The sequence below is a fragment of the Azospirillum sp. genome (assembly GCF_035628975.1).
GTDB lineage: Bacteria > Pseudomonadota > Alphaproteobacteria > Azospirillales > Azospirillaceae > Azospirillum.
Genome location: NZ_DASPIS010000027.1, coordinates 15,376 through 28,190 on the forward strand (window position 1 = coordinate 15,376; position 12,815 = coordinate 28,190).

At 69.5% G+C, this 12,815-nt stretch carries 12 protein-coding genes; 8 read left to right on the forward strand and 4 right to left on the reverse strand.

From position 1 onward, the window contains the following. Positions 1–185 precede the first annotated feature (185 nt). Complete coding sequence (locus VD964_RS05335) at positions 186–3,716, forward strand: DEAD/DEAH box helicase (RefSeq protein WP_324866314.1); 3,531 nt, start codon at positions 186–188, stop codon at positions 3,714–3,716. 6 nt (positions 3,717–3,722) lie between these two features. Here the strand turns inward: VD964_RS05335 and VD964_RS05340 are convergent, their stop codons facing one another. Further along, a complete protein-coding gene (locus tag VD964_RS05340; protein ID WP_324866315.1) occupies positions 3,723–4,238 on the reverse strand; it encodes a DUF4405 domain-containing protein in 516 nt (171 codons plus the stop codon). 169 nt (positions 4,239–4,407) lie between these two features. Here VD964_RS05340 and VD964_RS05345 point away from each other — a divergent pair, with 169 nt between their 5' ends. The 6 genes from VD964_RS05345 to arfB all read left to right on the forward strand — a co-directional run bounded on the left by VD964_RS05345 (position 4,408) and on the right by arfB (position 9,357). Further along, positions 4,408–5,961 carry a tetratricopeptide repeat protein gene (locus VD964_RS05345; protein ID WP_324866318.1) on the forward strand — a complete coding sequence of 518 codons (1,554 nt, stop codon included), beginning with the start codon at positions 4,408–4,410 and terminating at the stop codon, positions 5,959–5,961. Positions 5,962–6,025: 64 nt separating this feature from the next. Further along, positions 6,026–6,910, forward strand: coding sequence for an AraC family transcriptional regulator (locus VD964_RS05350; protein ID WP_324866320.1), 885 nt, complete (start codon positions 6,026–6,028; stop codon positions 6,908–6,910). Positions 6,911–6,943: 33 nt separating this feature from the next. After that, positions 6,944–7,678 carry an AzlC family ABC transporter permease gene (locus VD964_RS05355; protein WP_324866322.1) on the forward strand — a complete coding sequence of 245 codons (735 nt, stop codon included), beginning with the start codon at positions 6,944–6,946 and terminating at the stop codon, positions 7,676–7,678. Then, positions 7,671–7,979 (forward strand): AzlD family protein, encoded by a 309-nt coding sequence (locus VD964_RS05360; RefSeq protein WP_324866324.1) that lies wholly within the window; start codon positions 7,671–7,673, stop codon positions 7,977–7,979. Before VD964_RS05355 ends, VD964_RS05360 begins: the two co-directional genes overlap by 8 nt. A 56-nt stretch (positions 7,980–8,035) precedes the next feature. Further along, positions 8,036–8,941 carry a 16S rRNA (adenine(1518)-N(6)/adenine(1519)-N(6))-dimethyltransferase RsmA gene (rsmA, locus tag VD964_RS05365; protein ID WP_324866326.1) on the forward strand — a complete coding sequence of 302 codons (906 nt, stop codon included), beginning with the start codon at positions 8,036–8,038 and terminating at the stop codon, positions 8,939–8,941. Then, the gene (arfB, locus tag VD964_RS05370; RefSeq protein WP_310112965.1) at positions 8,938–9,357 is read left to right on the forward strand and encodes an alternative ribosome rescue aminoacyl-tRNA hydrolase ArfB; all 420 of its coding nucleotides are present in this window, start codon (positions 8,938–8,940) and stop codon (positions 9,355–9,357) included. The genes rsmA and arfB overlap by 4 nt, the downstream gene beginning before the upstream one ends. An 11-nt stretch (positions 9,358–9,368) precedes the next feature. On the opposite strand, the gene VD964_RS05375 is transcribed toward arfB, so the two are convergent. Both VD964_RS05375 and VD964_RS05380 read right to left on the reverse strand, forming a co-directional pair. Next, a complete protein-coding gene (locus VD964_RS05375) occupies positions 9,369–9,713 on the reverse strand; it encodes a hypothetical protein (RefSeq protein ID WP_324866330.1) in 345 nt (114 codons plus the stop codon). Continuing rightward, on the reverse strand, positions 9,710–10,003 hold the full coding sequence (locus VD964_RS05380) for a toxin-antitoxin system TumE family protein (RefSeq protein WP_324866332.1): 294 nt from the start codon (positions 10,001–10,003) through the stop codon (positions 9,710–9,712). The genes VD964_RS05375 and VD964_RS05380 overlap by 4 nt, the downstream gene beginning before the upstream one ends. Before the next feature lie 231 nt (positions 10,004–10,234). Here VD964_RS05380 and VD964_RS05385 point away from each other — a divergent pair, with 231 nt between their 5' ends. Continuing rightward, positions 10,235–11,476, forward strand: a complete 1,242-nt coding sequence (locus VD964_RS05385) for an MFS transporter (protein ID WP_324866334.1) — start codon at positions 10,235–10,237, stop codon at positions 11,474–11,476. Positions 11,477–11,498: 22 nt separating this feature from the next. Here the strand turns inward: VD964_RS05385 and VD964_RS05390 are convergent, their stop codons facing one another. After that, positions 11,499–12,794 (reverse strand): O-acetylhomoserine aminocarboxypropyltransferase, encoded by a 1,296-nt coding sequence (locus VD964_RS05390; RefSeq protein ID WP_324866336.1) that lies wholly within the window; start codon positions 12,792–12,794, stop codon positions 11,499–11,501. Between the last annotated feature and the right edge of the window lie 21 nt (positions 12,795–12,815).

Sequence of the window (12,815 nt, forward strand, 5' to 3'; positions counted from 1 at the left end):
ACCAATCGGGATGAAGCCGGCGGCGTCCTGTGGTATGACGGGCGGTCGCGCGTGACCCGGAGGCTTGAGCCCCCGGAAGCCTGACACCCCTGCAAGCTTGAGCCAGGGGCTTGCGTCCCGCCGCGCAAGGTCCTATACCGACGCCCCGTTTCCGTTCCGTTCCGGCCAGGTCACTTCCGCACCGCATGTCGCTATTCGATGCCCTGCCGCGTGGCCCTTCGGGTGGCGCCGCCGTCCCCTTCGCCCAGGAGGACCTGACGCGCGTCTTCGATGCCAAGACGCTGCAGCGCGGCCGCACGCTGATGATGACCGGTGCGGCGACGCTGGGGCCTCCCGGCGGCGACCGGATCGAGGCGGAGGTCAGCGACCTCGGCCGCCGCCTGTCGGTGACGGTGACTCCGGTGCAGGGCAAGCGCAGCGTCGTGCTGGAGCGGACCTGCAGCTGCGGACGCAACGCCTGCGCCCATATGGCCGCGGCGGCGATGCTGGCGCTGGAAAGCCGCCCGGAATGGCGCCGCGCCTCCCTGTTCGACGTCGCCGACGTGAAGGCGCCGATCGCGCCGCCCCCGCCACCGCCCCCGATCCCATCCCCGATTCCATCTCCGGTGGCCGCGCCGGCAAGCCTTTCGCCGGCTCCCCAGCCGAAGCCGCCCGCGCCGCCCGTGCCCCCAGCACCGAAGACCCCGCTGTCGCTGGTCCGCCCGCCGGTTCCGCCGCCGATCCGCACCATCGCGCCGCCTCCGCCGGCCCCGCCGAAGCCGGAGCCGGTGCGCAGCCTGCGCTGGACCCTGGAGCCAGGGCAGGGCGATGTCGCCTGCTACATCCTGGCGGAGTTCGTGGCGGAGGGATCGGCCGACAGCAGCCCCGCCACCCCGCGCGACGTGCTGGCGAAGGCGCCGCGCTCGCTCGACGCCGACGCCGACCGTGCCATCGCCCGCCTGCTCGGCGGCGGCGGGACCGAGCGCACGCCCGTCGCCAAGAGCCGGGGAGAGGCGGTGGACCGCCTGCTGCGCCGCCTGCTCTCCACCGGGCGGCTGCGCTGGCGTGATGGCACCCCGCTGGCCGAGGCGCCGGGCCGCACCGTCCGGACCTTCCGTGACCCCGCCACCCGCAAGTTGCGCCCGACCGGCCTGCCCGAACGCAGTGTTCTGGTGAAGGGCCAGACCTATTGGTGCGTCGACAGCGCCACCGGCACCGTCTTTCCGGTCGATCTGCAGGTGGTCGAGGTGCCGAAGGCCAAGCCGGTGCCGGCCGCCCCGGTGCCGCCGCCGGTTCCGTCCAAAGCGACGCCGTCCCGCCTGTTCGGCCCGTCGCGCGGCGGTCCCTCGAAACCGGGGGCGGCCTCGATGCCGCGCATCACCCCGCCGCCGTCGATGCCGGGTTCCAGTTTCCGCGACACCGGCATTCCCGGCGTGCGCAGCGGAGCCGCCGATGCCGCGGCCATCGTCGAGCGGTCGCCGCGCATCATCGCGCGGCTGGGCCGCGTGGTGACGCCGGCCGACGGGCTGGTCGACGTGCTGCGCCTGTCCTTCGACTATGGCGAACCCGGCCGCCCGGTGGAGATCGAGCCCGACGACCAGCGCCAGTTCGCCCGCTACGAGGATGATTTCGGCGACGTCACCTTCGTCCGCCGCGACAAGGCCGACGAGCAGGCGGCGCTGGACCGTCTGTCCGGCCTCGGCTTCGCCCAGGCGCGGATCGAGCCGCCGAAGGGTGCGCTGAACGCCCGCGGCTCGCGCGTCCACTGGCTGACCGGCCGCGACGTGGAGGAGCGCTGGCAGCATTTCCTCACCACCGAGGTTCCGGCCCTGACCAAGGCCGGCTGGGTCATGGAGGTCGGCGCCGATTTCGGCACCAAGGTGATCGAGCCGGGGGCCGAGGTGGAGGTCGCGGTGCGCGACGCCGGCGACGGCTGGTTCGACCTGGATGTCGGCGTTGAGATCGACGGCGAACGCCAGCCGCTTCTGCCCATCCTGGCCCGGCTGGTGGAGAAGGGCGGCCTGTCGACCACCCGCATCATCGACGGCCGCGCCCATATCGTGCTGGACGACGGCAACGTCCTGGCCCTGCCGGCCGAGCGGATCGAGCGGCTGCTCAGCGTTCTCGAAGCGATGCTTGACAGCGGGCGCAGCAGCGGCGACCGGCTGAAGGTGCCGCTGGCCGAGGCCGACTCCCTGCTGGACATCGACGACCTGATCGCCCGGCGCGGCGACGAGACGGCGCAGATCGACGGCTATCTCCAGCGCCTGCGCGCCGACGAGATGCCCGGCGACATGACGCCGCCGCCGGGCTTCAAGGGCGAGCTGCGCGATTACCAGCGCGCCGGCCTCGCCTGGATGCAGAGCCTGCGCGCCAACAACGTCGCCGGCATCCTTGCCGACGACATGGGGCTGGGCAAGACCGCCCAGACGCTGGCCCATATCGCGATGGAGGAGCATGAGGGGCGGCTGACCGAGCCCTGCATGGTGGTGGTGCCGACCAGCCTCGTACCCAATTGGGTGGCGGAATCGGAACGCTTCACCCCGCATCTGCGGGTGGTGGTGCTGCATGGCGTCGACCGTCACGGCAAGCTGGCCGACATCGACCGCGCCCACATTGTCGTGACCACCTATGGCGTGGTGGCGCGCGATATCGACCTGCTGAAGCGCCTGACCTGGCACATGATCGTTCTGGACGAGGCGCAGGCGATCAAGAACCCCGACGGCAAGGCGACCCGCGCGGTTGCGGCGCTGCCGGCGCGGCACCGGCTCTGCCTGTCCGGCACGCCGGTGGAGAACAATCTGGGCGAGCTGTGGAGCCAGTTCGCCTTCCTGATGCCGGGGCTGCTGGGCGACCGCAAGGATTTCGGCAAGCGTTATCGCGTCCCCATCGAAAAGCGTGGCGACAACACCCGCGCCAACCTGCTGATGCGCCGCATCCGCCCCTTCCTGCTCCGCCGCACCAAGGAGGCGGTGGCGAAGGAGCTTCCGCCGAAGACCGAGGTGGTGGTGCGCATCGACCTCGACCGCGACCAGCGCGACCTGTACGAGACCATCCGCCTGTCGGTGAACGAGACGGTGCGTGCGGCGCTGGCCGCCAGCGGCAAGGGGCTGGGCCAGAACGCCATCGCGGTGATCGACGCGCTGCTGAAGCTGCGTCAGGTCTGCTGCGACCCGCGCCTGCTGAAATCCATCGCCGCGCTGGGCGGCAAGGCGCGGTCGAGCGCCAAGCTCGACGCCCTGACCGAGATGGTGAAGGAGATGGTGCCGGAAGGCCGGCGCATCCTGATCTTCTCGCAGTTCACCACCATGCTCGACCTGATCAAGCTGGAGCTGGAGAAGGCCGCCATCCCCTATGTCGAGCTGACCGGCCGCACGCTGGACCGCGCCCTGCCGGTGAACCGCTTCCAGAACCGCGAGGTCCCGGTCTTCCTGATCAGCCTGAAGGCCGGCGGCCGCGGCCTGAACCTGACCGCCGCCGACACGGTGATCCATTACGATCCCTGGTGGAACCCGGCCGCCGAGGATCAGGCGACCGACCGCGCCTATCGCATCGGCCAGGACAAGCCGGTCTTCGTCTACAAGCTGATCGCCGCCAACACGGTGGAGGAGCGCATCCTCGATCTCCAGCGCCGCAAGGGCAGCCTGTCCGCCGCCACCATCGAGGGCAAGGGGCTGGTCAGCGCGCTCGACGGCGGCGACATCGACTATCTGCTCGGCGACGGGGAGGAGGAGTAATAGGCGTCAGCGCGGCCGCTGGGCGGCCAGCATGCTGGCGACCGACGCCCCGGTCCTGCCGGCGCGCTCGCCGATGGCGGTCAGTGTCTCGCCCGGCGCCGCCTCGATGTTCGCGGCCTTCAGCACTTCCACCGCCTTGTCCGGCGTCATGCCCAGGGCCGGCGCCGCCGCTTCCAGCCGGGCGGCGGACAGCGCGCCGAACACCGCGCCCGGATTGGCCCCGCCGCCGCCGGTGGTGCCGGTCATGCCGGTGAAGACCACCGAGACGATGATGCTGGTGACGAAGGCCGCCTGCGCCGCATGGCGCTTGAGATATCCCATGAAGGCGCGCCAGTTCTTTACCAGATGCCAGAGCGCAATGGCGGAAAACACCACGCTCAGCCATTCGTGGGAGAAGCGCACCAGCCCGGCGTTCCAATGCAGAAGCAGCATGATGCCGGTCACGGTGGACACGACGAAGGTGACGATGGTGACGGGGGTCACAACGTCGCGGGTCATGGTCTTGGAGATTGACATCGTCATGGCAGTCGCCCCTGAAACATTGTTGTTCTTGGTGAGCGACCATGATCGCGCGCGACTGTAACTGGACAATATCCAGCAGGGTGCGGCTGTGTAACAGTGTGTAACGCGCCGGCCGGCATGTTATCGGCCGTGTCGCCCGTCATTGTCCGCGATGTGTTTGGGGAGTGTCATGGCCTCGATTCAGGAAGCCTTGCGGGTCGCCGTCGACCATCACGGGGCCGGGCGGCTGCGGGAGGCGGAAATCCTTTATGGCCGCATCCTCGACGCCGCCCCCGAAACACACGCCGCATCCCATCTGCTGGGCATGCTGCTGGCGCAGACCGGCCGGCTGGAGCAAGCGGCCCCGCATATCGCCGATGCGGTGCGGGGCAGGCCGGAGGTGGCCGATTACCACCGCGATCTCGGCAAGGTCCATCAGGCGCTCGGGCAACCGGCGGAAGCCATGGTCAGCCACCGCCGCGCCGCCGTCCTGCAGCCCGACGATGCTGCGGTCCTGGCTCTTCTCGGCGTGACGGCGCAGATGACGGGCGACACCGGCGCCGCCATCGACGCGCTGGGCCGGGCGTTGACGCTCGACCGGCAGGACGGCGAGACCCGGCAGCGCCTGTCCCTGCTTCTGGAATTGCGCGGCCTCGACCATCTGGAAGGGCGGCGGGCGGAACTGGCGGTCGCCGACCTGTCGCGCTTGATCGACGTGGAACCGCCGACGGCGGAGCGGATGTTCCAACTCGGCAACGCCCTCTCCCGCGCCGGACGGGCGGACGATGCGCAGTCCCGCTACCGGCAGGCACTGGTTCTGCAGCCCGACCATGTCGGGGCTGTCTTCAACCTCGGCGTCCTGACCCGGCAGGCGGGGGGACTGGATCTGGCGGCGCTGGAACAGGCGGCGGCCATCCTGGGCAGGGCGGTGGCGCTGGCGCCCGATTTTCTCGACGCGCGTGAGAACCTCGCCATCCTTCTCTTCCAGTCCTATCGGGAGGCGGAGGCTCTGGCCGAGGGCGACAGGCTCCTGACGATGAAAAAGCGGATCGCGGTGCAGGAGGGCGCGGCGCTGGCTTTGCCGCCGCTTCGCGGCCGCCCGGCCGCTCCGGAGCGGCGCATCCGCAATGTGGTGGCCTTCAGCCTGTGGGGGACGGCCGACATCTACCGCCGTGGTGCGGTGGAGAATGCCCGGCTGGTGCGGTCGGTCTATCCCGGCTGGACCTGCCGGATTTACCACGACGACAGCGTGCCGCCGGAGATTCTGGCGGAGCTGGACGAACTGGGCGCGGAACGGGTGGTGATGCCGCCCGGCAGCGGCCCGGTCATTGGCCTCTACTGGCGCTTCCTGGCCTCCGACGATCCGAACGTCCGCCGTTTCGTCTGCCGCGATTGCGATTCGCGCGTCGGTCCGCGCGAGCGGGCGGCGGTGGAGGCGTGGATCGCCTCGGGCAAGCCCTTCCACGTCATGCGCGACCACCCGCTGCACAGCGAACTGATGCTGGCGGGCATGTGGGGCGGGACCGCCGGCCTTTTGCCGCCGCTGGAACCGCTGATCGAACGCTTCGCTGCGGCGGAGGCCGATCGCTGGCAGGACCAGCGCTTCCTCCGCTCCCACCTGTGGCCGCTGATCGCCGATGCGTGTCTTGTCCATGACAGCCACCAGCCGTCCCATGGGGTTTCGTTCCCCGAGCATCCCGGCGACCCGGCGGAGCATGCAGTCGGCCGGCGCGTGATGGGGTAGTCTGCGGTCCCGCCGCAACAATCCTGTCCAAGACGACCGCCGCGCCCGCCTGTTAGACTGCGGCATGGACCAGCAATCCGCACTCTTCGAGACGCCGGCCGCCGGCGGCGACTTCGCCCGGCTGTGGCGGGAGGCGCGCTTCGACGGCATGGAATGCCTGAACGCCCGCTTCCAGCGCCACAGCTACGCGCCGCACACGCACGAGACCTATGTGGTCGGCGTCATCACCGCCGGGACCGAGCTGTACCGCTGCCGCGGTGCCGAACGGGTGGCGCGGGCCGGGCAGGTGGTGGTGCTCGACCCGGAGGTTCTGCATGACGGGCGGCCGGCCGAGGACGGCTATGCCTACCGCATGTTCTACCCGTCGGTGGCCCTGTTCGAACAGGCGATGGCCGACGCGCTCGGCCGGCCGGTCGCACCGCATTTCGCGGCCACCGAACTGGACGACCTGGAACTGTTCCAGGCCCTGCGCGGCCTGCACCATGGGCTGGAGGGGCCGAATCGCGAACCCTTGCGCACCGATACCGATGCGCTGCGCGCCTTCACCGCGCTGGCCCTGCGCCACGGCGACCTGAGTGCGCGCCCGCGCGAGGCGGGACGGGAGCCGGCGGCGGTCCGCCGTGCGCGGGAATTCTTGGATGCCCATCTCGACAGCCCGGTCGAACTGGCCGATCTGGCGGAGGCGGCCGGGCTTAGCCGGTTCCACCTGCTGCGCGTCTTTCGGGCGGCGGTGGGGACGACCCCGCATGGCTATCTGACCGACCGGCGGGTCGCGCAGGCCAAGCGGCTGCTCGCCGGGCCGCTGCCGCTAGCCGACGTGGCGCTGGCCTGCGGCTTCTGCGATCAGGCGCATTTCAACCGGGTGTTCAAGGGGCGGGTCGGCGTCTCTCCCGGCCAATACCGGCGCGGCAGCAATCCCGTCCAAGACGCGCGCGCCTCGGCCGCCTAGCTTGCCGCCCATGAGCAAGCATATGGCACACTTATGAGCACGGACAGCATCACCATCCCGGCATCCCCGCGACAGGAGTTCGCGGCGGGTGTCGTCCATTCCCTGCCCATCGTGGCGGGCGCCGTTCCCTTCGGCTTCCTGCTTGGCAGCCTCGCCGCCAAGGCCGGGCTGTCGGCTCTGGACATGGGGCTGATGAGCGCGCTGGTCTTCGCCGGCAGCTCCCAGTTCGTCGCGGTCGAACTGCTGGACAAAAATGGGAGCGGGGGCAGCGCCGGGCTGGCCGTGGTCGGGGCCATCCTGCTGGTCAACCTGCGCCACCTGCTGATGGGGGCGACGCTGGAACCGCGTTTCCGCGGCATCCCGCGGGCACGGGCCGGTCTGGCGCTGTTCTTCATGACCGACGAGCAATGGGCGCTGGCGCTGCGCCGTGGGCCGGAACTGACGCTGGCCTACTGGTACGGGGTGGCGGCGACGCTCTATCTGGCATGGCTCGCCAGCACGGTGGCCGGCACGCTGGCCGGGGCGCTGATCGCCGACCCGAACGCCTGGGGGCTGGATTTCACCTTCATCGCCGTCTTCCTCTGCCTGCTCGCCGGATTCTGGCGAGGCGTCGGCTCGCTGCCGCCCTGGCTGGCGAGCGCCGCCGCCGCGCTGGCCGTCCATGCGCTGTCGCCCGGCGGCACCTGGCACATCATCGCCGGCGCGTTGGCCGGCGGCGCCGTCGCTGCCGTTCAAGCCAAGTGGCAGGGGAGGGCGAGCGATGCTTGAGTCGCTGCATCTGGACTGGAGCCTCCTCGCCATCGTGCTGGGCGGGGCGCTGGTCACCTGGATGACCCGGATCGGCGGGCCGTGGCTGATCGCGCGGGTGCGCCTCGGCCCGGTGGCCAATGCGGCGCTGGAAGCCACGCCGGGTGCGGTGCTGGTGGCGCTGGTGGCGCCCGCCGCCCTGTCGCGCCCGTCCGATGCGCTGGCCGCCGCCTTCGTCTGCCTGATCGCCCGCCGTGTGCCGATGGTGGTGGCGGTGGCGGCCGGCGTGGTCGCCGTCGTGCTGCTGCGCCGCCTGCTGTAGCGACTGTTGCAAACTGCCGTCTGGTGAAGCGCGCGGGGGATGCCTATAAGTCGGGAATGACCGACCCGACCTCCGCCCCTGCCGCCGCCGCCGCGCCCGCCGCCTTCGACCCGCACGCCCTGCCGCCGCTGCGCGACGTGATCGCGCGCTTCGGGCTGGAGGCGCGCAAGTCGCTGGGTCAGAACTTCCTGCTCGACCTGAACCTGACGGGGCGGATCGCCCGCTCGGCCAACCTGCCGGCCGGCACCACCGCCATCGAGGTCGGTCCCGGTCCCGGCGGCCTGACCCGCGCGCTCCTGGCGACCAACGCGGTGAAGGTCATCGCCATCGAACGCGACCGCCGCTTCATCGAGGCGCTGCAGGACGTGATCGAGGCATCCCAGGGCCGGCTATCCATCGTCGAGGCCGATGCCCTGACGGTGGACCCGGAGGACCTCGCCCCCGCCCCGCGCGCCATCGTCGCCAACCTGCCCTACAATGTCGCGACACCGCTTCTGCTGGGCTGGCTGGCGCGGATCGAGGCCTATGTCAGCCTGACCCTGATGTTCCAGAAGGAGGTCGCAGACCGGCTGGTGGCGAAGCCCGGCAGCAAGGCCTATGGCCGGCTGTCGGTCATCACGCAATGGCGTTCCGACGCCCGCGTGCTGTTCAACCTGCCGCCGCGGGCCTTCACCCCGCCGCCGAAGGTCGAATCGACGGTCGTCCATCTGACCCCGCGCGCCAACCCGGAGCCGGCCGACTGGCGCGCGCTGGAACAGGTCACCGCCGCCGCCTTCGGCCAGCGCCGCAAGATGCTGCGCCAGAGCCTGAAGTCGCTGGGCAACGCCGAAGCCCTGCTGGATGAGACCGGCCTCGCCCCGACCGCGCGGGCGGAGGAGATCGACGTCGCCGGCTTTGCCGCACTTGCCCGCGCCTTCCGTGCCCGCCATCCGCTGGAGCCACCGTCGGAGAGGACTGAATGATCAGGGTCACGCCCCGCATCAGCCTGGACGAAAACGAACTGCAGGAGGAGTTCGTCCGCGCCTCCGGCCCCGGCGGCCAGCACGTCAACAAGACGGAGACGGCGGTCCAACTGCGCTTCGACGTGAGGCGCTCGCCGAACCTGCCCGATCCGGTGCGCTATCGGCTGGAGCGGCTCGCCGGCTCCCGCCTGACCCAGGACGGCGTGCTGATCCTGGTCGCCGACCGCCACCGCTCGCAAATCCGCAACCGGGAAGACGCCCGCGAGCGCCTGATCGACCTGATCCGCGACGCCGCGGCCCCGCCACCGCCGCCCCGCCGCCCGACCAAGCCGACCAAGGGCTCCAAGGAGCGGCGTCTGGAAGGGAAGGCCAAGCGGTCGGAGGTGAAGAAGATGCGCGGGAACGTTAACGACTGAGCGGTCCCGATCTAGAGAGCCATTTTCATCTCGACATCGTCATAGTCGACCCGTAATCCGTCCTGATCGTCGATCAGACCGGCCTCGACCAACGCGGTCACGTCCATGTGGACGTTGCGGTAATCGCGGCCCAGCGCCCCGGCCAGCGCCCGGATGCTGGCGGTCGGCGTACGGTGCAGGTAACGGAGGATTTCGAGCCGTTTCGGCGTCAGGATCCTGGCCATTCCCTCGAAAGACTCGAAGGTGATGTGGTGTTCCCTAATGGTCTCTCCGGCCTCATGACGGCGGAGCGCATCCTTGATCGCAGCCGCTTCGGCCTGGAGATCGACACCGATGTGGATCTGAAGCGTGGTCATAACCTACCCTCTCTAACCGCGGCGACTTCGGTGAAGAACTGGTCGATCAACTGCTCGATGGTTTCGAACCGAACTGGCGATTCCTGACCTCGAATGTGTTTGTGGTCGCCTTTGCCCTTCTCATTGTCGTATCCGACGATCCGTTCGCCGTCCTTGCCGTAGAACAGGCTGTATTTGTACCGGTGTTCCGATGGCGGCACCGGAACCGCGACTGACCAGACCCGCACCTGGACAATGCTTCCGTCGTCGTAGACGGTCTTGCGGGATAGGAGGAGCGCGGCTTTGTGCATGCATCAATATAAGCCGTCCCTGCGATGTGGTGAAGCCACATATGGCAAGCTACCACATCGGACTATGCGCCGCCCTGCAGTCGCTGAAGAAACCGGCGCTCCAAAGCAGGCAGACATGCCCGCCATGAGGCAGGCGCATTGGACGGTTCAACCATCCCGTGCCAGCCTTTGCTCTTCGCTTGCCCGTGAAACATTCCCCCGTGAGGACAAATCCGGGGCCGGAGACGTTCGATGAGTCATCCATCCGCCAGCGCCGCCCTGCCGTCGCCGACCTCGGCCCGTCTGTCGGTCGGCTTCGCCTGGGTCGGGCATACGCTGATGCACATCGTGTCGGCGTTGTTCCTCACCATCGTGCTGGCGCTGGAAACCGAATGGAAGCTCTCCTATGACGAACTGATCCGGCTGTGGACGCTGGGCGCCTTCATGATCGGGCTGGGGGCGCCGCTGGCCGGCTGGCTGGGCGACCGCTGGAGTTCGGCCGGCATGATGGCGGTCTTCTACCTGATGACCGGAGGCGGGGCGGTGATGGCCGGGCTGTCGGACGGTCCGGAGATGCTGATGTGGTCGCTGGCCCTGCTGGGGCTGGGGGCGTCGATCTACCACCCCGTCGGCATGGCCTGGATGATGGCGAATGCCGAGAATCGCGGCAAGGCGATGGGCTGGCTCGGCCTGTTCGGCACCTTCGGGGTCGCCACCGCCGCCATCGTCGCCGGCAGCCTGACGGAATGGCTGAACTGGCGCATGGCCTTCATCATCCCCGGCGCCATCTGCCTCGTGATGGGTGCCGCCCTGGCCCTGCTGATCATGAGCGGCATCGTCCAGGACCGTCACGCCGACGTGAAGCCGCAGCCCAAGCCCTCGCGCGGCGACGTGGTGCGCGCCTTCTTCGTGCTGTCGCTGACCATGGTCTGCGCCGGGCTGATCTTCAACGCCATGCAGGTCGTGCTGCCCAAGCTGTTCGAGGCGCGGCTGGGGGGCTGGCTCGGCACCGGTACACTGGGGGTCGGCGGGCTGGTGACGGCGGTCTATCTGATCGCGGCCCTGCCGCAGATGATCGGCGGCGTGCTGGCCGACCGCCATTCGCTGAAGCGGGTCTATATGCTCTGCCTGCTGGTCCAGATTCCGATGATGGCCGCGGTGTCCGTCCTGGCAGACCTGCCGCTGGTGGCCGCCGCCGCTTTCGTGGTCATCGCCTCGCAGACGCAGATCCCGGCGGAGAACATGCTGCTGGCCCGCTACACCCCGGACAAGCACCGCGGGCTGGCCTTCGGCGCCAAATACATCCTGTCCTTCGGCGCAGGCCCGCTGGCGGTTCAACTGGTCGCCTGGGTGTACGAGCGCACAGGCGAGTTCACCATGCTCTACCTGACCCTGTCGGCGCTGGCCGCCCTGGCCTTCGCCGCCGCCCTTCTGCTGCCCGACGACCGCCGCAAGGCCGAACCGGTGGCGGAGCCGCTGCCGGCGGCGGAGTGATCCGCCGCCGGATTGAGGGGCTTTACCCCAGCGTCTTGTTCAGCGCCTGGTCGAGGTCGGCGATGATGTCCTCCGGCGTCTCCAGCCCGATGGACAGGCGGAGCACGTCGGGGCCGGCGCCGGCCGACGCCTGGGCTTCCGCCGACAGCTGGCGGTGGGTGGTCGAGGATGGGTGGATGATCAGCGACCGGGCATCGCCGATGTTGGCGAGGTGGCTGAACAGCTCCACGCTCTCCACCACCTTCACGCCGGCCTCGAAGCCGCCCTTGACGCCGAAGGTCAGCACCGCACCGGCGCCGCGCGGCAGGTACTTCTGCGCGAGCGCGTGGTACTTCGACGACTCAAGCCCGGCATAGCTGACCCAGCCGACCGCCGGATGGCTTTCCAGGAACTGCGCCACCTTCAGCGCGCTGTCGGCATGGCGCTGCATGCGCAGCGGCAGGGTCTCGATGCCGTTCAGCGTCAGGAAGGCGTTCATCGGCGCCTGGCTCGGCCCCAGGTCGCGCAGGCCCACGGCATGGCCGTGGATGGTGAAGGCCAGATGGCCGAAGGTCTCGTGGAAGCGCAGGCCGTGATAGCCGGGATCGGGTTCGCTCAGCGCCGGGAACTTGCCGGACTTGCTCCAGTCGAACTTGCCGCTGTCCACCACCACGCCGCCGACCGAGGTGCCGTTGCCGGAAAGGAACTTGGTGGTCGAATGCACCACCAGCGTGGCGCCCCACTGGATCGGGTTGATCAGGTAGGGGGTGGCCAGCGTGTTGTCGACGATCAGCGGAATGCCGGCGTCGTCGGCGATCTTCGCGATGGCCTCGATGTCCGTCACCACGCCGCCGGGGTTGGCGAGGCTTTCGACGAAGATCGCCTTGGTCTTTTCGGTCAGCGCCGCCTTCACGGTGTCGACGGTGTCGGTGTCGACGAAGCTCGGCTGCCAGCCGAAGGCGCGCGGGAAGCTGATGCCGAGCTGGTTCAGCGAACCGCCATAGAGCTTCTTCGACGCGACGATGTGGTCGCCGGGCGCCATCAGCGGGAACAGCGCCAGCAACTGCGCCGCATGGCCGGACGAGGTCGCGGTGGCGCCGGCGCCGCCTTCCAGGTTCGCCAGCCGCTCTTCCAGAACCGCAACCGTCGGGTTGGTCAGGCGGGAATAGATGAAGCCGACCTTCTGCAGGTTGAACAGCGAGGCGGCGTCGTCGACATTCTCGAAGACGAAGCTGGTGGTCTGGTAGATCGGCGTCTGCCGCGCGCCCGTCGCCGGGTCGGGAGCGGCGCCGGCATGGATGGCGCGGGTCTCGAAGCCGAAGCTCTTCTGCTCAGTCATCTGCGTGATTCCCCCAAATTT